The organism is Massiliimicrobium timonense, from assembly GCF_042850985.1.
Taxonomy (GTDB): domain Bacteria; phylum Bacillota_I; class Bacilli_A; order Erysipelotrichales; family Coprobacillaceae; genus Allocoprobacillus.
The window spans coordinates 442,755-463,711 of sequence record NZ_AP031415.1 but is presented as its reverse complement, the minus strand read 5'-3'; the positions used below and the strand labels follow the sequence as shown (position 1 = coordinate 463,711).

Sequence of the window (20,957 nt, the reverse complement as noted above, 5' to 3'; positions counted from 1 at the left end):
TTCTCAGACAAAAAATACCCCTTCACTCATGAAGAGGTATTCTTTTATTCAATTTCAATATGATAATCTAAAATATAGACTGTGACGAAAGTTAAAATCACATTGAAAAATAGATCAATGAACATAAACGTAATTGGAATTCCATACCATTCAAAAGATGCGATACTCATACCTGATAAAACAAATTGTATCCATGAGAAAATAATTCCCAAAACTATCCATATACAAATCCCGACAGCCAAACGATGATGACGACATAAAGCTGTATGTGCTAACGTTAAAGCAAAATAAATAGATATAATAAGCGCATATGTTTCTACAATCATATAAATAAGACTTAATAATGATTCACCAGGCTGATTCATGAACATCTGTCCTAATCCTTTGAACACTTCTGGAATTCCCTGAAAAATCTGCATGATTGACATATTATGTGTCAACAATGACATCATAACTCCCATCAATAAAACCCCAAACATCAATGCAATTCCACCAAGAATAAGCCATACAAATGAAACAATAAGCTTAGAAATAATTAACTGCAAAGATGATACAGGTAAAGTCAATGTCAGATAAGCTGGTCTTTTAAACATAGAATGATAATAATGTGTAAAAATACTGACAAATAATGCAATACTAATTCCCATAACTAAAACTGTAAATCCAAAAGCCATCATAAAGCTTAAAATAGGAATATCTGGAATTAGTCCTTCTGTAAAAAATGGCAATAATAAACATGCACCCCAGAAAACACAAAACGAGATGAAAAAGGAACGCATAGAATGAATAAATTCATATTTCATTAATTTTAACATTTGAATTCCTCCTTAAAAATATCATTAATAGAAGCTTGTCTTTTCATTCTTAAGTCCTCACTATTTTCATGTAAGATAATTTCACCATTTTTAATAAAGATCACTTCATCAAATATCTTTTCAATATCCGCAATCAAATGTGTTGATAATAAAACAAGTGCATCTTCAGCATAATTATTTAAAATAGTATCTAAAATAAGTTCTCTTGCAGCTGGATCAATACCACCTAATGGTTCATCTAAAATATAAATCTTTGCTTTTCTAGACATAACCAATATCAACTGAAACTTCTCTTTCATTCCTTTTGATAATTCTTTAATCTTCACTTTCTTTTCAATATCCATTCTTTCCATTAAAGATAATGCCTTATTCAAATCAAAATCATCATACATATCAACAAATAAATTCAATGCATCACTGGTTGTCATCCAGTTTTCAAAATAAGGTTCATCTGGTAAATAAGAAATGATTTTTTTAGAATGAATACCTATAGCTTGCTGATCAATTTGAACATCTCCATCATATTCTTTCAATAAACCATTTAAAACTTTAATCAGTGTTGTTTTCCCACTTCCATTAGGTCCAAGTAAACCCACAATCTGTCCACCATGTAAAGTTAAATTCACATCTTTTAAAACTTGTTTCTTTCCATATTTTTTATTTAAATCTTGGATTTTTATAAGTTCACTCATGATTTTCCTCCTTTAAATAAGCAATAATATCTGCTTTTGTAATGCCATAACGCTCCATTTCTTTAACAAACTGTTGAATCGTTTCTTGTATTTTGTTTTGGCGACATGATTCAATAAAATCAATGTCTTCACTAACAAATCTTCCTACTGCCCTTTGTGTCACAATAAATCCCTGATGTTCTAATTCCAAAAAAGCTCTTTGAATGGTATTAGGATTGACTTCCAATCTTGATGCCATCTCTCTGACTGATTCTAATTTATCACCTGGCTGCAACTGCCCACCAAGAATTTTTGATTTGACTTCTTCAACAACCTGTAAATAAATAGGCGTATCTGTTTGAAAATGATTCATAGCCATTCCACCTTACTGTATTAATACACTAATACAGTAACACAGTATAATTCTTTTGTCAATATTCACACACAAAAAAAGATAGCTTTTCACTATCTCTTATATCAATCAAATAAAGTTTTCCAATTAGGGTGACGATAGGCCTCAAAACACATATGAATTTGTTCTTCATTGTTTTTCTCAGTAGAAAGCTCAGGTAAATGATCTTCTTCAAAATATCTAGATTCTACTGTTTCTACATTTTTCTCAAACTTTCCACCTATTTCATAACAAAGCACAAAAATTTTACAAACGCCATAAGCATAAATTGGAACATTATGTTGAGCACGATCTTGCACAGCGATAATTCTATCAGCGATCACATCTAAACCAGCTTCTTCTTTCACTTCTTTTATTGTATTCTGTTTAACTGATAAGTTCACATCTACCCATCCACCAGGAAGTGACCATTTTCCATTATTTTCTTTTACCAAAAGAATTTGATTATCTTTAAAAATAGCTGCACGTGTATCTAATTTAGGTGTCTGATATCCACTTTCATTACAAAATAAATCTTTCACTTTTTCTAAAGGAATATCATTTTGATATGCCATGATTTCAGCCGATATTTCTCTTATACGTTCATATCTTTCCTGATCGTAAACATCATGACCATAAGTTAATCCTGCTTGTGCCAGACTTTGTAATTCAATAGCCCAATCCACCCATTTTTTATTATTCATTTTTTCCACCTCTTTATTTTTATTATATCTTATTATATCTTTCATGACTACCCATCCAATGAAAAATACAATACCTACACATGATGACTTTTTGATCAATAAATGCTAAGATATAAATATCTTTTTTATATAATCAATTAAATGGAGGAATATTCATGAAAGATGGATTTATAAGAGTAGGTTGTGCAAATTTTGAAGTATCGTTAGGTCAAGTTCAACACAATGCACAAAAAATCATATCTTATGTTAAAGAAGCCAATGAAAAACATATCAAAATTCTTGTTTTTCCAGAGCTTTGTTTAACTGGATATACAATTGAAGATTTATTTTATCAAAAACGTGTTTTAAACGAAGTCAACAAACAAATCACTACTATATGTGAACAGACAAAAGATTTAGATATATTGTTTACTTTTGGTTGTCCAATGGTTTTGAAAAACAAACTTTATAACTGTGCCATAACAGTATGTCATGGAGATATATTAGGTGTTGTTCCTAAAACATATATCCCTACATATCATGAGTTTTATGAAGGACGTCATTTTGCCAGTGCTTTAGACAATGATGAAGTCATTACAATCAATGGTCAGACTTATCCATTTTCTTCACGTTTATTATTTGAATGTCAGAGTCATCCTGAATTAAAAATCGGTATTGAAATCTGTGAAGATTTATGGGCACCTTTACCACCAAGTACCTTACATTGTTTAAATGGAGCAACATTAATTTTGAATCCTTCTGCCAGCAATGATTTGACATCAAAATCAGATTATCGTCGTCTATTGGTCACTTCTCATAGTGCCAGACTCATTTGTGGCTATGCTTATTGTAATGCTGGATTAGGTGAGTCTTCTACTGATGTTGTTTTTAGTAATCATCATTTGATTGCTGAAAATGGAAGTCTTTTAGCTCAATCTCAACAATATAGTGAAGGTATCATCTTTGCTGATATGGATATGGAAAAAATAGTAAGTGAACGTGTGGAAATGACAACTTATGATAATCGTCAGGATCATTATCAGATCATACCTTTTTCATTACAGGATGAAGATATTGAACTGACACGCACATATGATCCACATCCTTTTGTACCAAGCAATAAGGATCAACGTGCAATGCGTTGTCAGGAAGTTTTTGATATTCAAATTCATGGTTTGATTCAAAGATTAAAAGCTGCACATATCAAAAAAGTCGTCATTGGGATTTCAGGTGGTTTAGATTCTACCCTTGCATTACTTGTTGCTAATATGGCTTATCAAAAATTAGGATATCCATCTCAGGATATTATTGCTGTAACAATGCCATGTTTTGGAACAACATCTCGTACTAAAAACAATGCTTTAAAAATGATGGAAGAATTAAATGTCACTTCCTTAACAGTGGATATTGGGGATGCTGTTAAGCAGCATTTCAAAGATATTCATCATGACGAAAATGTTCATGATGTGACATATGAAAACTGTCAAGCAAGAGAACGTACACAAGTTTTGATGGATATCGCCAATCAAGAGGGTGGCATTGTCATTGGAACTGGTGATTTATCAGAAGTGGCTTTAGGATGGTCTACATATAACGGTGATCATATGAGCATGTATGCTGTTAATGTTTCTGTTCCTAAAACACTTGTTAGATATTTAGTTGATTATGTTTCTTCTTTGTATGCTGGAAAACCCCTTCATGATACATTACAGGATATTTTAAATACTCCTGTTTCACCAGAACTTTTACCAGCTAAAGATAATGAAATTGTTCAAAAAACAGAAGATATCGTCGGTCCTTATGAACTCCATGATTTCTTCTTATATCATCATGCCAGATTCCACTATGAACCAAGAAAACTTTATCGTATTGCCTGTCATACTTTTAAGGAACAATATGATAAGCAAACCATTAAAAAATGGCTGACAACATTCTATCGCCGTTTCTTTACACAACAATTTAAACGTTCATGTATTCCAGATGGTCCAAAAGTTGGTAGCGTCGCTTTATCTCCTCGTGGGGATTTACGAATGCCTAGTGATGCCAATGTGGAATTATGGTTAAAAGAATGTGAATGTCTATAGAAAAAACCTGATAATAAATCAGGTTTTTTACATATATAAACATTTAATCATGATTTTGATAAATCACAGTATAATGATTTGAGTTATCTAAATGGTATTGTCGTATTTCTCGAATATGATGATTTGAATTGTCAATTTCATATAGATATCCAGAATTTTCACCCGATAATAAAGAATAATACGCTTCGATTCTATAAATACCGGGTTCTATTTCTTCTAATTTTGCTTCTTTAAAATATCCCATTGAAGTTCCTGAACTCATTTCTATGACAATCTGTTCATTGAAAACTTGAACATCTTCTTGCTGAACTTCAACAAGATAAGTTGTTTTCCAATCTAAAAAAAGTAAAGCAACAATCAAAACAAATAAACCTATAATCAAATAGACAATCTTTTTTGCTTTTAACATTTTCATCCCTCTTTATCTACATCATACTTAACAATTCTTATATACGATTTTTCCAATATTGCACTACTGAAACTTCAGGATGTTCATGATCCCAATGAGCTTCATGTCTTTCAAAATAACCAATAACTTGTCCCTTGACTCTTACAGGTACAAAAAACTCTCTTTCTCCAGTTTTCTGATTGAGTGTTTCAAACATTTCATCTTCCCCTTGATCAGCTCTTTGTAGAAAAGCTTCAATCTTTTGACGAGAATTTTCATTATGACAACAAAATAAACTTTGTCCAACTTGTACGCGTCCAGCATATCTTTCTTTAGCCACTTTATTCATATATCGTACAATATGATGGCGGTCAACAAAAACAATCTCGTAAGCGTAGGCATCTAAAATACCAGCTAAAATGTCAAATGTGATTTCCATTTTTCTTCTCTCCTTTCATATGCTGCCAATAACATAACAAACTAACCAGACTAAACAAAGCCCCTAACAACATAACCCACTCAATTTTTTGATTTCCGGCAACTCCAAAACTCATATTTGTAAAAACACCAACCATATTCATAATCATCGAATAAATAGAAAGCATAGTGACTCTTAAATGACTCTCAACCATGTGATTCATTATAGATTGTGATAAGGGTGTATACAACGCTTCTACAAAAGTTAGTATAAACACACCTGCAATGGATAACCATGCAATATGATAAAATCCCATCACTAGACACGATAAGAAACAAAGACTTATTAATCCCATCATTAATTGTTTTTCTTGAATATATTGAGCAAGTTTTCCAAGTATTGCACTACAAAACGGAATAAAATTCATTAATATAGCTAACCAGCCAAAATAAATCATAGGAATATGACTTGCTTTCCATTGGATTTGATTATAAAAAACACTTATTGTATGTGTTGTTTCTAATATAAAAGCAGTAGAAATCAAAAATAATATGATTCTCTTTTGTTTCCATAAATCTGAAAACAAACTTCTCAAATGATGTGAATTTCCTCGCTTTTCTACCGGTATATCATTCAAGAAAAAAGATAAACCAAAAGCTATCAAATAAGGAAAAATGGTCAAAAACGCTGCTTTTTCTACATCTTGAATCCACAATGAAAAAGTCAGTGATGCTATCATCATACCAGCAACACCACAGGCATGATAATAACCAAAGATACGTGGATTCTCCATTTTTCCAGTTGATAAATATAAAAATACACTGTCACAACCCGAAAGTCCAGAAACTGTTAATGCAAGTAAAATTCTTTCTAATAAAAACATCCAAAAGCTATAAGCCTGATAAAAAATGATTTTAGATACAAAATACAATCCATAACATGATATGAGTGTTTTCTTATAGCCAAAACGATCACCTATATATCCCATAGGGATTTCTAATATAAAAACAAAAATTGAAAAAAAGCTTTCAATCAGTCCCATTTCCACTAAAGACAAACCATGACTCTGTCTATATAAAGTAGCTATAGAGCCATAAAAAACCATTCCTTGCAGCCATTCAATCGCAAACAAGAGATAGATATTTCTTTTATTCATAAATAAAATAGTCCTTTCTTCATATGATAAAAACATCTACATAAAAATGTAGAAAAAATATAAATTTCAGTTCGTTTTTATCAAATTAAAAAAAGCACCATCTCTATCCCTCCATATATTTTTATTATAGTATAGTCCAACATATCAAAGCAACAATTTTGTCATTTCAAAGACAACATTCTTTTTTTCATGTATAATAGAAAACGAGGTGAAAACAATGCAAATCATAACAGGTTTAAATCAACATTATAAACGCAATCATATCATTCAAAAATATGTTCAGGAAGCCAATCAGCATCCTTTCCATCAATATATTTATATATGTGATAATCCCCATGTCATTGAACAATATTTTTTTCAATATACTCACTGTTTAGTGAATATTCAAATCATGACATGGAAGCAATATTTAAAACAACTTCAAGTGCAATACCATCTCACTAAACATCATCTTGTTTCTTCCATAGAAGCAATCTACCATTTAAGACGTATCTTAAAAGAAGAAACTTTTCATTGTTTTGATATGGATTATCCCCTTCCTTTTATTAAAGAACTCTTTCCACTCATTCAAGACTATGAACATTATCAGATAAATTATCCAACAATAAATCATGAAAAAATTGATGATTTTATGCATATCTATCATTCATTTCTACAATCATTAGATAATGAAACACATCTGACAATGGAGAGATTCTTTAATCATGTGAATTTTACACATCATGATACTTTAATCATTGAAGCGGACTCCCTTTATATGACACAATCCCAAAAACTGATTGAACGTCTATCCAAAACATGTGAAGTTATCTGTTTATATACTTATCAGGATGATGAACGTCTATTTAACTTACCATATCAATCTTTCTGTCAAGACAGTCATATCATTGATCAGCCAAATATCTTGACTAACCATCTTTTTGATTATGAGCCTGTGCCTCAGCAGGACAATCATCATATGTATACATTTGTGGCAGGAACACCTTATCAGGAAATTCAACGTGTTGTTTATACTATTTATCAAAAAGTTGTAGATGAAAAGAAACACTTTCGCGATTTTACAATCATTTATCCTCAACAAAGCTACCGAGATGATTTGCTTTATGTCTTAGATTCATTACATATTCCTCATTCACTACCACATCAAAAACAACGTCAATATGAACAGAGTTATCAACGCATTTTACAACAGCTCCAACAATCTTCAAGTTCCTGCTTTCATGATATAGCGATGGAACTATTAACTTTAGATCTTGATACTGAATATATCCATTATCTCAAAGAAATCTCTGAATTAAAGGGACATATAACACCTGAAGAATTCAAAGAATTCTTTCAAATGACATTTCCTCAAACTATTCAAAGTTCAGAAAAAAAACAAGATGAAGTTCATGTCTGTATGATTGGTGAAGAAAGCTATTTTCCTCAAACCCACCTTTTTATATTAGGAATGAACGAAACCATTCTTCCTCAAAGTATAAAAGATACAGCCTTATTATTAGATGAAGATATTGAATTATTAAGAAAGCAGCAAATTTCTTCCCCTCTCACAACAAGTGAATTATTAGGAATTCATCAAAATCATATTTTGAAACTTCTTTCTACTCCTTATGATACATTAACCATTTCCTACCCTATGACATCTTTAACTGGAGAAACACTTTTACCATCTTCACTCTATAAACAATTAACGAATATGTTTACTTTTCAAAAACTTCCTGCCTTAGAGTTTTTACCTATCGAAGACTTTTATGTACAGGGAGGACAAAGTCCTGATAAAGATACCTTAAACAAGCATATTGCTCAATATCAGGCAACAAAAAATCAGCCTGTACAACTCCCTATAGATTTGGCACAAAATCTATATAGTTCCTATCTTTCTGTCAGTCAAATTGAAACATATAATAAATGTCCTTTTCTCTATTTTATTCAATATGGTTTAGGTGTTTTTCCACCACAGGAACAAAAATTAATGCCTAATGAATTAGGTTCGTTGATTCACTATGTTCTTTCTATGACGATTGATCAAGAAAAAGATATAAATCATCTTGTTGATCAATATATTCATGATCATGACATTCTCCAACAAAAAATCAGCCAGCAGCCATTAAATCAATTCTTTATTGAACAATTAACAGATGATTTACATATGACTTTAAAAGTTTTAAAATACTTTTTAAAAACTGGACATTTTCAAGTGGAATATAAGGAAAAGAAAGTTCTAGACCAGATTCATGATATTGCTTTTAAAGGGTTTGTTGACCGTATTGACACTTATGATCATTATGTTTCTATCATTGATTATAAGTCCAGTGCCAAAAATATAGATTTGAATCTTGCGATGCAGGGATTTCAAATTCAAATGCTTATCTATCTTGACATGGTCACAAAAATGACTCAAAAAGATCCCGGTGCTGTTTTATACTTCAATACCAAAAAACGTATTTTAAGTGTGCAACAAAATATGAATAAACCTATTGAAGAAGATGAATGGATGAAACAATATCGCTATGGTGGTTATGTTATTGATGATGGAAGTCACCAAAGCTTATTAAATTTAGATCCCACTTTTGATAAACGTTCATCACTTATTCCTGTCACCTATGTCAAAAGTAAAGATGAGTATAAAGGACAGATATTAACGATAGAACAGCTACATATCTTATTTGATAAAATCAGTGAGCATATCTATGAACTGTATCAACATATGATGGAAGGGCATATTGAAATTGCACCTAAAGGTAGTGATCAAAAAGCAACACATACCCTTGTCAATCCTTGTTTTTACTGCCCATATCATAGTGTTTGTAGCTTTGATGTCTTTTATAATGATTATCAGCTTGTTGAATTTTTAGATGTTGATTCCATACTTGGAGGTGAAGAAGATGCCATTTAATGCTGGTCAGTTAAAAGCAATCCAACAAAGAAATTCTTCAATATTAGTCAGTGCTCCCGCTGGAAGTGGAAAGACGAAGATTCTTGTCAGTCGTATTATCGAACTTTTAAAAGAAGGTTATGAAATTTCAGATTTTTTAGTTGTGACATTTACACAGGCTGCTGGTCATGAAATGAAACAGCGATTAACTGAAGAACTCAATACGCTTGTATCTTCTCCTATTGATGAAAAATTAAAAAACCACTTACAAAAACAATTATTTGATCTTCCCCATGCTTATATTACGAATTTTCATGGTTTTTGTAATTTATTACTGATGAAATATGGTTATTTAATTGGCATTATGCCTGGTTTTGAAATCAATAGTGATCCGACAATGATCAAAAAAGAAGTCTTACAGGAATGTTTGAATCAATGGGTTCAAGACCAGCATATTCGTGATTTCCTGACACTTTATTTTCCCGGATATTCTTTAGATGATTTTCAAACATTACTTTTATCTATTGATAATATTTCACATTCCATTGATCATTTTTATGACTTTATTGATCAGATGAAAACTTCTTATTATGACAATTTGTCTTCTTTAGAAGATTGGCCTTTATTCCCTTATTTAAAAAATATTTTTTATGATGAATTAACCATGGCCATGAATAAATTAATTGAATTACAGATTTTCTGCGAAGACAATCAGCTCATCGACTTTTATGAAAGACCCGATGAACAAACAGAAAGAAATCAATTGTTAAAAGTGCCTTTTGAAGCCTACTATGATTATATAGATGAACGTCTACAGGCATTATCACATTCTATGACTTATGATACATTTGTATCTTTAATGAATGCCTCTATAGATAAATCTTATAATATGTCATGGAAAGAGGTTGATCCTCAAGTCAAAAAAGAATTTACGAAGATGAAAAGTGCTGTTTTATCTTCCTACCAAAAAGCCTGTCAGTCTTATTTAGAAGAAGATAGTCAAGACTTTATCAAAAAATTACAGATCAGCTCTCAAGTGATAGATATGTTGCTTTGTAAAGGTCAACTTCTAGACCAATTTCAACAGGCTTATCAACAAAGAAAAAAAGAACTTAATCAATTAGATTTTGCAGATTTGGAAAATTATACACATCAGTTACTTTTACCTGAATATGGTGTTGTTGATATTTTGTATCATCGTTTAAAAGAAATTATGATTGATGAATATCAGGATACCAATCAAATACAGGAGTCTTTAATTGCTTTAATTGCTCAATATCAAGAGCCATTCATTCCATTATTTATGGTTGGAGATATGAAACAATCTATTTATCGTTTTAGACAGGCTGATCCTCAAATCTTTTTAGATAAATATAATCGTTTTTCTTTATCAGATGAAGAATGTCTACAAAGTCAAACAAGAAGAATTGACCTTGTCTTTAATTATCGTTCTTCAAAGATTGTTTTAGATTCTATTAACTATATTTTTAATCAAATCATGGATAGTCAAATTGGTGGTTTAGAATACTATTTAGATGACAGTGCCCGTTTAAACTATGATTATGATGGAAAAGAAGGTGGTCATCAAAAAGAAGCACGAGAACGATTCTTTAAAGATGATATGAAAAAAACAGAAATATTAATTGATATTTATGATCCTGCATCATCTTTGGATAAAGATCAGTATGAAGCACATATGGTAGCACAAAAAATATTGAAATTAAAAGAATCAATGACTTTAGATGGTCGTTCTGTATCTTATAAAGATATGGTTGTTCTCATGCGTTCCACTGTTTCTTTCTTAACTTTTAAAAAGGTTTTTGACCAATATCACATTCCTAATCATATTGTATTATCACAAGGATTCTTAAAAGCCAACGAAATAGAAAACATGTTAACATTTTTAAAGGCTATTGATAATCCCTATCATGATATTGCCTTATTAAGCGTCATTACACAGCCTTATACATGTTCTTATATTCCATTAGATAAAATTGCTCAGTTAAAGATTGACTACCCAGATAGATCTCTTTACGAAAGATTACAGCTTTGTGATGATGAACAGATTCAAAATTTCTTATCTATTTTTGAAGAATTAAGACGTTTTGCTTACGAAAATTCACCTTATGATATTTTAAGAAAGATATATGAATTGACAGATTATCCATTATTTGTTTGTCAGTTAATCAATGGTGAACAAAGAAAAGCCAATCTCCAGCTTTTATTAGAACTTGCGAAAAACGCTCAACAACAATATCCTTATCTTCATGATTTTATGGAAATGATGGAACAATCTTCAGATGTCGCTCCAGCTATTGTTGCATCGCAAAATGATGATTATGTTGAATTTATGACAATACATAAATCAAAAGGTCTTGAATTCCCTATTGTTTTTGTCTGTCAGACACATAAACAATTCAATACACAAGACAGTAAAGAACGTTTTATGATTGATAAACAGTTAGGAATTGCGATTAAGCCTAGAGTATATGTTTCAAACGAACAATTTGGGCAAATGACTGTCGAATATGATAATTGTTATCGTAATATGATTGCCAGACATCAGTTAGATGAATCAATTAATGAAGAAATGCGTATTTTATATGTCGCTTTAACACGTGCTTCACAAAAACTGATACTAACGGGTGTTTTAAAAAGTATAGATGAAATTAGAGATACGATGAACAAACTCATTATCAATGAACATCCCGATATTTATCATAAAAAAGGAGCCGAACATGTTTTACTTTATAATCGTATACGTAAAACAAATAATTATCTATCTTGGATATTAGCAGCTGTATGTCGCCATCCTCAAATTCTTCATCAATATCTGGACATACCAGAATTAGCTGATTTAGCACAAAAGCTGCAAAAATATCATTTTGAAAAACATCTGATTTTTGACTCTACAGAACACGCTATGTTTTCATTATCACTGACAACAGATCAGGAACTTGAAAAGAATATCATTTTGACAGCTCATCAGAAAAACAATCTTGATAATCAAACACAGCAATATTATCAAAATTTTCAATATCCTTATGATACAACCAACCCATTAACACTTGCTGTGACAAAACTTCCTCATGTTCATGACAATGATTATTCTATTATAGCTGATGAAAGTGAGAATATAACACTGAGTGCCAGTGACAAAGGAACACTCGTTCACTTGCTTTTAAGTTATCTGACTTTTGAACATGATGACATTAAAACATTGATACAACAGCTTTATGATGAAGCTTTAATTGATGAAACCGGTCGAGATATTTTATACGATTACCAAAAAGAAATACAAGGATTTATTGATAGTCCATATTACCAGATGATTCAACAGGCAAGTCATATTTATAAAGAAAAACCATTTTCTTACTATGACGAAACACTCCAACAAATCATTCATGGTATTTTTGACCTTGTCTTTGTATATCATGATAAAATCTATGTTTTGGATTATAAGACAGACCGTATCAAGAAAGAAAGCACTAATCAACAACTGATTCAAAAACATCAAGTACAATTAGATTATTATAAAAAAGTTTTAAAAGATATGTATCATCAAGATGTTCAAGCCATTGTTTATTATTTACATATTGCACGTGGTATTGAATTTTAAAGGGTCTGAAATTCAGACCCTTTAAAAATATCTTCTTCTTTTGTTTCTAAATGAATATTTGTATGTCATTGTATAACGGGGATGATTTTGGTAAAGCATATATAATCCTACACATTCTAAAGGAATAGACAATGCTAAAATGATTGTCAGATCTGGTAAAATCAATAAATGTGGATTCAACATACCAAGCAAAAAACTAACAATAAAGATAAAGATTGTAAAAATCTTACCCAACTTCATTAAAACCGTTCCCTCAGCTTTTTTAAGATTCAAAAATTCTATTCCTATCAATAATCCTACTACAAAAGCTGTCAAAGTCTTTGCAATCAATGCACTCTCCATAAAACCAACACAAACCAATATGATATAAGGTATCATCATTCCTAAAATTTTATTCATAAATAACATCCCGTCCTTTTTTATCATTATAATTGACATATCTTGTCGTTTCAAGTCAAAGATTGGAAAATATATAATACTGTTAAACAGACAAGGATAATTGACTGATTTCATTCACATTGAATCATTCATTTTTCATTGATATAATATGTATAGATATTACAATTTAATGGAGGAAATCAAGTATGAAAGATTCAAGTCTTATCACAATCATTGGTTTTATAATGTATATCATCTTATCTATAATAGATAAGTTTATATATACTGTTCCCAATATCATTTACATCCCTATTGGCATTTTAAGCATCATCTTTGTTTTAATGGGGTCTTTTATCAATCTAAAAAGTAAGTGAAAATAGAAAAGCGGTGGTTATTTCAATCAGCCGCTTTTGTATACTCAAATCAAGATTAGCATCATTGTTTAAACAATCTATCTATATTTCATTTTCAATACAACATACTTTATTTTTCAACTCATGATAACTTATATTTTCAATAATATAATGAAAGACACTCTCAATTTGTATTTCACTACATGACTCAATCCAAAGACTATCTTGATGATATTTTTCCTCAATAAGTTTCTTAGCACTTTCTAATTTTCCTCGCTTTATACCTTCTTCTCAGTTTCGCATCATTCTACTTTCAATAAGCAATCTTTCTTGTTCAATCCCATAACTTTTAATCATTTCTTCATCACTTTGAATAAATTTTTGATGCATATTCATAACTTCTTCAACCAAACTATTTAACTCACTATAAGAATGTGGTTGATTATGTGTAAATAAATAATCCAATTGTTCCATTATATGTAATGGCTTTAAATTCCTCCTTCAATAACTGTAAATGCAACAATATTGTTTTGACTTTTTCACCATTATAAGTTAATTGTCTATGAATATCACCTTTTTATATCACATGATAATAATGAGAAAAAGACTTTATAGGTTTTACTGTATAAAAAATGAGCTGATATACATTTTTAAGATAGATATAATTCAGTCCCATCTGTTCTTGATAATTAATTCATCTTTCACTATATCTTAAAAAACGAATTTCATCTTCTAACTGAATGTCATAATTATTCATTTCAAAATCATATAAACGTCCATGATCATCTTCCACAACAACATCAAGAATTAATTTCTTATTTTGATAAGAACTTTTAAAAGTTTTACTATTTCTAACATATGTCTTTTGAATCGTGTTATCCCCTGATATATACTGGCATAAAAACATCTTAGTCTAGAACTATAAATCAAAAGATAGTGAAAGAAATAATCGTATTTGAACTGATAAATCTTTTGTTGACATTGATTACACATATATAGAGTCCTCCTTGTTATTACCCTTCTACTTCTATATACGCAAAAATCATGTCATTTTTCTTTTTTATTTTTCAATTTTCTACATTTATTATAACATTTATATATAAATTCATAATAAGCAAATATATTATATCTCATTATCTTTAATATGAATTTGAAATTGCACACCCTTTTCACTATTGGTCACACAATATGAAAATCCATGTAAGTCTAATATAGCTCGACATATTGCTAATCCTAATCCTGTGCCATGACGATCTCCAGACACATATGTATCCCATATTTTAGTTATTTGCTCATCACTTAAATGATGACCTTCATTTTCAAATTTCAAGCTTCCATTTTCATAATTCAGATAAATATGTCCATCTTGAGGTGTATGTTTGATAGCGTTACTCATGAAATTTTGAAAAACAATCTTGAGTTCTTTGAAATCTCCTTGAATATGTGGAAATTCATCTCCCATCACAACATGAATATGTTTTTTTTTAGAATAGGCGCAAATGTTTCTATAATTGACACTAATAAATCCTCTAAATCAATATCTTCCTTATGTAATTCCACTTTACCAGATTCTAATCTTGATAAATCTAGCATAGCCATAATCAATTGATTAATATGCTCTATTTCTTGATGAATGGCACTTAAATATTGTTGTTTCTTAAGATCATCTTTTCTAGCTTCAATTAATTCTATATATCCATTAATAATACTTAATGGTGTTTTGATTTCATGAGTAAAATTCGCAATGAACTCTTTTCTCATACCTTCTAATTTTTTTACATATTCTATTTCATCATTTAATTGTTGAATTGTTGTTTTTAATTGTTGGCTCATTTGATTAATATTATGTGATAATACACCTAATTCATCTTTAGCTTTTTCATTAAGATGAATATCAAAATCATTATTTGCAATAGATAAAGTAGCTTGACTCATCTTTTTAATACGCCTTGTCAATATATATGAAATCAATAAAGATATCATTATACAAACAATAAAGGAAATGATATAAATAATCATTTTAGAGTAAATGACTTGATGTGTAATTCTGCCAATCGCGTTAAGGTCATATGTATAAAAAACAAGATAACCATCTACATCTTGAACGTCATAATCTCCAAATTCGCTATTTTCAATTGGTTTGGCATTTTTAGAGATTAATGGTTTACAATGAATAGAATATAAAGTGCCATCTTTTTCCTCTACACCGCCTACACCTGATGAAAATGTTTCACCATATTGAGGGAACAATGAAGATACATAATCACGAACAATACCATCATGTTTTTGATAATTATCTTCATGAAAATCATCATATTCATCTAGGTATAGCCCTTGAGCAGATAAAAGACAATTCGCACTTTCATATGTTTCAAAATACATCGTATAAATCTTTTCATTATTTTGTCGATGATTTAGGAAAATCTGCTTATCAATAGATAAATATGAAATATCATCAATCTTCATAGATACATTGGAATTATTTTGAGAATCATATCCAGTAAAAGCTATATTTACAGGAAGTTGATTATTTTCAACGTGTTTTCTGAGAATATTTTCTATTTGTTTTTGTTGATCTATAGAAATTTGAGAGAGATTGATTTGGAGATAAGTTGTTATTCCATCTTTTTCATTTCTTAACGTTAAATAAGGAGTATTGTGTTCACGTAGATTATAGACCATCTCAAAATCTGGATTCAATACAAAGACTGAGTCTATTTTATAACCATCTTCTGCTTCTAAAGCCTGTTCTATACCTTCATAAAATGAAGAATTTAAATCATTATATTTTTGATTATAAAGAATAGATAATTGCTGCCTTAAAACTTCAATATTATATATATTATCATTTTGAATATAGATATGAGATTTTTCTCGGTGAAAATCAAGAGTCACATTTAAGACTTGAATTAATACAAAACTCATGAAAACTAAAATAAAAATCTTTTTTCCTAATGTCATTTTAAACATTGTCTTCATCACTTACCACCACCTTTAACATATATCCTGTTTTGATAACAGTTTGGATATAACACGCATATTTTCCTAGTTTTTTACGTAACTTCTTGATATATGTATCAACTGCCCTTCCATCACCATAATAATCATATCCCCATATATGATCTAAAATCTGTTGCCGTGTCAATAACTGATTCACATGCATACATAAATATTCTAAAAGTTCGTACTCTTTATGTGCTAATGAGATTCGTTGCTGATCTATGATTAGAATACGATTGATACGATCTAATTGAAGATGGCCAACAGTTAATATATTTTCTTCTTTTTTCTGATCACGTTTAATCATGGCGATAACTTTAGCATGTAATAATGATAACTGAAAAGGTTTGATGATATAATCATCCGCTCCTAGTTGATATGCCAGTAACTGATTTTCTTCTTGTGATAAAGCACTCATAAAGATAACAGGTCTTTTTGTTTTTAATCTTAATTGTTTACAAACTTCATAACCATCAATACCCGGCATCATAATATCTAGTAATATCAAATCAATTGTTTCATTGATTATATTTAATGCTTCATAGCCTTGTGTTGCTTCAACGACTTCAATGCCTTTTAATGAAAAATAATCTTTGATAATTTGACGAATATGAAACTCATCTTCAATAACCAATATTTTATACATTCTTTTCACCTCGACTTCATCTTAACATGCTTTTGTGGAATTGAAGTGGAATCGAAAGTATAAATGTTATAAGTCTTCACAAAAACGTGACATTTTATGACAAATTATGTTAAAATCATAACGTTTTAATAGATGAGGAGAGGAAAAATGAATAAAGAAGAAAATGTAACGACTGTAAGTGATGAAAATATTTATAAACTCAATGGACGTGTTCCATTGAAAAAAGCTATTTCTTTTGGTTTACAACATGTTTTAGCGATGTTTGTCGCAAATCTTGCGCCTGTTATTATTGTCTGTGGAGCAGCTGTTGTCAGAGGTTCTGGTGAGCATTTGACATCAGCTGAAATTACTTCTATTTTACAATGTGCAATGTTTGCGGCTGGAATTGGAACTTGTATGCAACTCTATCAAATATGGAAAATTGGTTCTAAATTGCCTATTGTCATGGGAGTGAGTTTTACCTTTTTAGGAAGTTTATTAGTTATATCAACAAATCCATCTTTAGGTTATGAAGGTATGATTGGCGCTGTTATTCTCGGTGGTATTTTTGAAGGGTTAGTTGGATTAAGTGCAAAATACTGGAAAAGATTTTTAACACCTGTTGTTTCTGCGTGTGTTGTAATTGCGATTGGTCTATCACTGCTATCAGTAGGAATGGATTCTTGGGGTGGTGGTTCTGGTGTTGAAGACTTTGGTGCATGGTACCATCTTCTTGTTGGAACTTTTACGCTTATTGTATGTTTAATATCACATTATCGTTTAAAAGGTATTTATAAAAACTTAAATATTCTTGTTGGTTTAATTTTTGGATATTTATTATCTGTTATTTTGACAGTCACAGGAATTGCGCCAATGGTGGACTTTTCTAATATTGCGGAAACGATTCATCAAATTGGATATTTCAGTATTCCAAAATTAGTATTCTTTACAGAACATATGCCTGTCTTTGATTTAGGTGCTTTCTTCACTATTGCTATTGTCTTTTTAGTTTCAGCTGCTGAAACGACTGGCGCAACAACAGCTGTCTGTAAAGGAGCTTTAAATCGTGATATTAAAATGGAAGAACTTCAAGGTTCATTAGCTGTAGATGGATTTTCAAGTGCTATTTCTGGATGTTTTGGTTGTCTCCCTTTAACATCTTTTAGTCAAAATGTTGGTTTAGTCACAATGACACAAGTCATCAACCGTTTTACTATTTTCATGGGAGCTTTAATCCTGATACTAGCATCGTTATTTCCACCTCTAGGGGCTTTCTTTCAATCATTACCTCAATCAGTTTTAGGTGGATGTACAGTGATGATGTTTGGTTCTATCATGTATGAAGGTATTAAAATGTTAAAAGATAATACTTTTGATGAACGTACAATGATCATTGTTTCACTTGCCTTTTGTATTGGGGTTGGTGTCACTCAAACTTCTGGAAATTTCTTTACATGTTTCCCATCAGTTGTTGGAGAAATCTTTAATGGAAATGCAGTTGCAGGAGTCTTTGTTGTATCATTATTATTAAGTTTAGTCTTACCTGAAAAGAAAAAGAAAAAAGGAAATGAGAATATGTAAAAAGCATATTCTTGTTTCCTTTTTATATACTATCAACAATCATACTTTGAATCTGAAAAATAAAACTCTACACCAGATTCAACATTTTGAACACCATAATCATAATGATGAAGCTGTAAAATAGCCTGACATATAGCTAAACCTAAACCACTGCCCTGATGATCATGTGTCACAAAAGTATACCAGATATCTGATAAGTGTTCTTCATCAATATGTGAACCTTCATTGATGATAGAAAATCCGTGATCAATCGTTATATAAATATGTCCTTGTTCTGGAGTATGTTTTAAAGCATTGGATAAAAAATTATGTATTACTGTTTCTAATAGCTTACGATCACCTTGAATCATAGGATGTAGAACTTTGATATCCACTTGAATATGCTTTTTCATCAATAAGACTTCATATTCATCAACAATTTCCGTTACACTATTTTCTAAATCAAATTCTTCTTGATGAAGCTCTACTTTTCCAGCTTCAAGTCTTGAAAGTGACAACATGGATTGAATCAGCTGATTGAGTCTTTCTGTTTCTCGATGAATGATTGATAAATATTTTTCTCTTTCTTCCTGACTTGTCGCTTCTTCAATTAATTCACTATAACCATTAATAATACCTAGGGGTGTTTTCATTTCATGCGTAAACTGATTCACAAAATCTTTTCTTAATCCTTCCAGCTTTTTAACATGTTCAATTTCCTGATTCAACTGTTCCATTGTGTTTTTTAACTGAGAAGACATACTTTGAATACTTTTCGCTAATGAACCAATTTCATCATGAGAACGGATATTGATTTCTTCATCAAATTGATTATTTTTAATTTTTAATGCTACTTTTTCTAATGCTTGAATAGGTCTGCTGATTGTCCATGACACCAATAGTGATATACATATGACAATACAAAATGCTCCTAAAAACAATCCCCAATTCTCTTCAAAATACTGTTGAACCATAAGGCTATCAATATGCGCCTGGTCTTCCATTCCAATAACTACTGCATATAAATCCTGGTCTTGGTCTTCCCAATCTGTGAGTCCTGTCATACCAATATAATAGTAATGTCCATGATAGCTTGTATAATAGGCCGTCATGTACCCATGGTGTTTAAGTTGAAGGACATGTTCAAGATCTTTTTGTTGGCTTAAAAACAATTGAGAATCATATTGACTTTGAATTGATTTTTCGCCATCTATACAAAACTGATTAACACTTGCTGATTGGATTTGATGCTGATCCAATTGACCATAACTGTCTTCACCCCATTGAAGATAAATCAATTGTTCATCGTCTAATACATATTTGACTTCAGCCTCACCAGGAATAGAATAACTATAATCAGTTAATTTTTGCATCAGATATGTCTTTAAACTTTGTCTTTGTGACAAAGATAAGTCGGCAATAGATATGTAAATTGATGAATCATCATAGATATGAATATAATTATCTAAATAAGGACTTAGAGAAAACCATTTGACAACTTTATCATCTTGTTGAATTAAACATTGATAAAGGTTATTGTTTTCACTGATATAATCAATAGAATTTATTTTTTGAATCACTTCATCATATTGAGGATAATGATCATATTCAATACCTAATTGTTGTTGGAGATTATCAAGATCATCAAAATCAATGATACTTTGAAGAAGATAATGATTTGTAGAGTCAATACGATTTTGAATATTGATTTTGGTTGATACAGCTAAAATCATAATAAAAGCTAACATGATCAAAACAAAAATCTTAACACTAATCTTTGTTTTCATTTTCTTCACCATCCTTAAATAAATATCCAACCTTAAAAACTGTTTGAATATAATATTGATATTTTCCCAACTTTTTTCTTACTTTCTTGATATATGTATCTACGGCTCTCGCTTCTCCATAGTAATCATATCCCCATATAGCATCTAAAATTTG

At 30.4% G+C, this 20,957-nt stretch carries 19 protein-coding genes; 4 read left to right on the top strand and 15 right to left on the bottom strand.

Annotated features, from left to right (window positions below):
- Window positions 1–44 precede the first annotated feature (44 nt).
- The 4 genes from ACGHJ8_RS02370 to ACGHJ8_RS02355 all read right to left on the bottom strand — a co-directional run bounded on the left by ACGHJ8_RS02370 (window position 45) and on the right by ACGHJ8_RS02355 (window position 2,581).
- Window positions 45–815 carry a hypothetical protein gene (locus ACGHJ8_RS02370; RefSeq protein WP_087359539.1) on the bottom strand — a complete coding sequence of 257 codons (771 nt, stop codon included), beginning with the start codon at window positions 813–815 and terminating at the stop codon, window positions 45–47.
- Entirely contained in the window at window positions 809–1,507 is a 699-nt protein-coding gene (locus tag ACGHJ8_RS02365; protein WP_087296916.1) for an ABC transporter ATP-binding protein, read from the bottom strand. Before ACGHJ8_RS02365 ends, ACGHJ8_RS02370 begins: the two co-directional genes overlap by 7 nt.
- Window positions 1,500–1,859, bottom strand: coding sequence for a GntR family transcriptional regulator (locus tag ACGHJ8_RS02360; protein WP_087359541.1), 360 nt, complete (start codon window positions 1,857–1,859; stop codon window positions 1,500–1,502). Before ACGHJ8_RS02360 ends, ACGHJ8_RS02365 begins: the two co-directional genes overlap by 8 nt.
- A gap of 104 nt (window positions 1,860–1,963) precedes the next feature.
- Complete coding sequence (locus ACGHJ8_RS02355) at window positions 1,964–2,581, bottom strand: NUDIX hydrolase N-terminal domain-containing protein (protein WP_390541487.1); 618 nt, start codon at window positions 2,579–2,581, stop codon at window positions 1,964–1,966.
- A 155-nt stretch (window positions 2,582–2,736) separates the two neighbouring features.
- On the opposite strand from ACGHJ8_RS02355, the gene ACGHJ8_RS02350 reads away from it, so the two are divergent.
- A complete protein-coding gene (locus tag ACGHJ8_RS02350) occupies window positions 2,737–4,644 on the top strand; it encodes an NAD(+) synthase (RefSeq protein ID WP_211962101.1) in 1,908 nt (635 codons plus the stop codon).
- Window positions 4,645–4,687: 43 nt separating this feature from the next.
- Here the strand turns inward: ACGHJ8_RS02350 and ACGHJ8_RS02345 are convergent, their stop codons facing one another.
- From ACGHJ8_RS02345 to ACGHJ8_RS02335, 3 genes are read right to left on the bottom strand one after another with little or no spacing between them, the layout of a single operon-like run.
- On the bottom strand, window positions 4,688–5,053 hold the full coding sequence (locus tag ACGHJ8_RS02345; protein ID WP_087359547.1) for a hypothetical protein: 366 nt from the start codon (window positions 5,051–5,053) through the stop codon (window positions 4,688–4,690).
- 37 nt (window positions 5,054–5,090) lie between these two features.
- Window positions 5,091–5,471 carry a PAS domain-containing protein gene (locus tag ACGHJ8_RS02340; RefSeq protein ID WP_390541484.1) on the bottom strand — a complete coding sequence of 127 codons (381 nt, stop codon included), beginning with the start codon at window positions 5,469–5,471 and terminating at the stop codon, window positions 5,091–5,093.
- A complete protein-coding gene (locus ACGHJ8_RS02335) occupies window positions 5,455–6,606 on the bottom strand; it encodes an MFS transporter (protein WP_390541482.1) in 1,152 nt (383 codons plus the stop codon). The genes ACGHJ8_RS02340 and ACGHJ8_RS02335 overlap by 17 nt, the downstream gene beginning before the upstream one ends.
- A gap of 217 nt (window positions 6,607–6,823) precedes the next feature.
- Between ACGHJ8_RS02335 and ACGHJ8_RS02330 the strand changes: the two genes are divergently transcribed.
- Together ACGHJ8_RS02330 and ACGHJ8_RS02325 are read left to right on the top strand one after the other, a co-directional pair.
- Window positions 6,824–9,502 carry a PD-(D/E)XK nuclease family protein gene (locus tag ACGHJ8_RS02330; RefSeq protein WP_390541480.1) on the top strand — a complete coding sequence of 893 codons (2,679 nt, stop codon included), beginning with the start codon at window positions 6,824–6,826 and terminating at the stop codon, window positions 9,500–9,502.
- Window positions 9,492–13,100, top strand: a complete 3,609-nt coding sequence (locus ACGHJ8_RS02325; protein ID WP_390541478.1) for a UvrD-helicase domain-containing protein — start codon at window positions 9,492–9,494, stop codon at window positions 13,098–13,100. Before ACGHJ8_RS02330 ends, ACGHJ8_RS02325 begins: the two co-directional genes overlap by 11 nt.
- A 21-nt stretch (window positions 13,101–13,121) precedes the next feature.
- Here ACGHJ8_RS02325 and ACGHJ8_RS02320 read toward each other — a convergent pair whose 3' ends face one another.
- The 6 genes from ACGHJ8_RS02320 to ACGHJ8_RS02295 form a co-directional block, all read right to left on the bottom strand.
- Window positions 13,122–13,499, bottom strand: coding sequence for a hypothetical protein (locus tag ACGHJ8_RS02320; RefSeq protein ID WP_211962106.1), 378 nt, complete (start codon window positions 13,497–13,499; stop codon window positions 13,122–13,124).
- Window positions 13,500–14,122: 623 nt separating this feature from the next.
- Complete coding sequence (locus tag ACGHJ8_RS02315; protein ID WP_087357098.1) at window positions 14,123–14,305, bottom strand: hypothetical protein; 183 nt, start codon at window positions 14,303–14,305, stop codon at window positions 14,123–14,125.
- 333 nt (window positions 14,306–14,638) lie between these two features.
- Window positions 14,639–14,824 carry a hypothetical protein gene (locus ACGHJ8_RS02310; RefSeq protein ID WP_211962107.1) on the bottom strand — a complete coding sequence of 62 codons (186 nt, stop codon included), beginning with the start codon at window positions 14,822–14,824 and terminating at the stop codon, window positions 14,639–14,641.
- 130 nt (window positions 14,825–14,954) lie between these two features.
- Window positions 14,955–15,293, bottom strand: a complete 339-nt coding sequence (locus ACGHJ8_RS02305; RefSeq protein ID WP_211962108.1) for a HAMP domain-containing sensor histidine kinase — start codon at window positions 15,291–15,293, stop codon at window positions 14,955–14,957.
- Window positions 15,293–16,810 (bottom strand): histidine kinase dimerization/phospho-acceptor domain-containing protein, encoded by a 1,518-nt coding sequence (locus ACGHJ8_RS02300; protein WP_390541475.1) that lies wholly within the window; start codon window positions 16,808–16,810, stop codon window positions 15,293–15,295. The genes ACGHJ8_RS02305 and ACGHJ8_RS02300 overlap by 1 nt, the downstream gene beginning before the upstream one ends.
- A complete protein-coding gene (locus tag ACGHJ8_RS02295) occupies window positions 16,794–17,477 on the bottom strand; it encodes a response regulator transcription factor (RefSeq protein WP_205090186.1) in 684 nt (227 codons plus the stop codon). Before ACGHJ8_RS02295 ends, ACGHJ8_RS02300 begins: the two co-directional genes overlap by 17 nt.
- Before the next feature lie 147 nt (window positions 17,478–17,624).
- On the opposite strand from ACGHJ8_RS02295, the gene ACGHJ8_RS02290 reads away from it, so the two are divergent.
- Entirely contained in the window at window positions 17,625–19,037 is a 1,413-nt protein-coding gene (locus ACGHJ8_RS02290; RefSeq protein ID WP_205090183.1) for a uracil-xanthine permease family protein, read from the top strand.
- A 32-nt stretch (window positions 19,038–19,069) separates the two neighbouring features.
- Here ACGHJ8_RS02290 and ACGHJ8_RS02285 read toward each other — a convergent pair whose 3' ends face one another.
- Both ACGHJ8_RS02285 and ACGHJ8_RS02280 read right to left on the bottom strand, forming a co-directional pair.
- A complete protein-coding gene (locus tag ACGHJ8_RS02285; RefSeq protein WP_390541472.1) occupies window positions 19,070–20,803 on the bottom strand; it encodes a histidine kinase dimerization/phospho-acceptor domain-containing protein in 1,734 nt (577 codons plus the stop codon).
- Window positions 20,787–20,954: a helix-turn-helix domain-containing protein gene (locus ACGHJ8_RS02280; protein WP_390542399.1), complete on the bottom strand. Its 168-nt coding sequence runs from the start codon at window positions 20,952–20,954 to the stop codon at window positions 20,787–20,789. The genes ACGHJ8_RS02285 and ACGHJ8_RS02280 overlap by 17 nt, the downstream gene beginning before the upstream one ends.
- Window positions 20,955–20,957: the final 3 nt, after the last annotated feature.

What these genes read in the sequence shown, in the direction of transcription:
- ACGHJ8_RS02370 (WP_087359539.1), bottom strand. Translation starts at nt 815, where the DNA reads ATGTTAAAATTAATGAAATATGAATTTATTCATTCTATGCGTTCCTTT.
- ACGHJ8_RS02365 (WP_087296916.1), bottom strand. Translation starts at nt 1,507, where the DNA reads ATGAGTGAACTTATAAAAATCCAAGATTTAAATAAAAAATATGGAAAG.
- ACGHJ8_RS02360 (WP_087359541.1), bottom strand. Translation starts at nt 1,859, where the DNA reads ATGAATCATTTTCAAACAGATACGCCTATTTATTTACAGGTTGTTGAA.
- ACGHJ8_RS02355 (WP_390541487.1), bottom strand. Translation starts at nt 2,581, where the DNA reads ATGAATAATAAAAAATGGGTGGATTGGGCTATTGAATTACAAAGTCTG.
- ACGHJ8_RS02350 (WP_211962101.1), top strand. Translation starts at nt 2,737, where the DNA reads ATGAAAGATGGATTTATAAGAGTAGGTTGTGCAAATTTTGAAGTATCG.
- ACGHJ8_RS02345 (WP_087359547.1), bottom strand. Translation starts at nt 5,053, where the DNA reads ATGTTAAAAGCAAAAAAGATTGTCTATTTGATTATAGGTTTATTTGTT.
- ACGHJ8_RS02340 (WP_390541484.1), bottom strand. Translation starts at nt 5,471, where the DNA reads ATGGAAATCACATTTGACATTTTAGCTGGTATTTTAGATGCCTACGCT.
- ACGHJ8_RS02335 (WP_390541482.1), bottom strand. Translation starts at nt 6,606, where the DNA reads ATGAATAAAAGAAATATCTATCTCTTGTTTGCGATTGAATGGCTGCAA.
- ACGHJ8_RS02330 (WP_390541480.1), top strand. Translation starts at nt 6,824, where the DNA reads ATGCAAATCATAACAGGTTTAAATCAACATTATAAACGCAATCATATC.
- ACGHJ8_RS02325 (WP_390541478.1), top strand. Translation starts at nt 9,492, where the DNA reads ATGCCATTTAATGCTGGTCAGTTAAAAGCAATCCAACAAAGAAATTCT.
- ACGHJ8_RS02320 (WP_211962106.1), bottom strand. Translation starts at nt 13,499, where the DNA reads ATGAATAAAATTTTAGGAATGATGATACCTTATATCATATTGGTTTGT.
- ACGHJ8_RS02315 (WP_087357098.1), bottom strand. Translation starts at nt 14,305, where the DNA reads ATGGAACAATTGGATTATTTATTTACACATAATCAACCACATTCTTAT.
- ACGHJ8_RS02310 (WP_211962107.1), bottom strand. Translation starts at nt 14,824, where the DNA reads ATGTGTAATCAATGTCAACAAAAGATTTATCAGTTCAAATACGATTAT.
- ACGHJ8_RS02305 (WP_211962108.1), bottom strand. Translation starts at nt 15,293, where the DNA reads ATGGGAGATGAATTTCCACATATTCAAGGAGATTTCAAAGAACTCAAG.
- ACGHJ8_RS02300 (WP_390541475.1), bottom strand. Translation starts at nt 16,810, where the DNA reads ATGAAGACAATGTTTAAAATGACATTAGGAAAAAAGATTTTTATTTTA.
- ACGHJ8_RS02295 (WP_205090186.1), bottom strand. Translation starts at nt 17,477, where the DNA reads ATGTATAAAATATTGGTTATTGAAGATGAGTTTCATATTCGTCAAATT.
- ACGHJ8_RS02290 (WP_205090183.1), top strand. Translation starts at nt 17,625, where the DNA reads ATGAATAAAGAAGAAAATGTAACGACTGTAAGTGATGAAAATATTTAT.
- ACGHJ8_RS02285 (WP_390541472.1), bottom strand. Translation starts at nt 20,803, where the DNA reads ATGAAAACAAAGATTAGTGTTAAGATTTTTGTTTTGATCATGTTAGCT.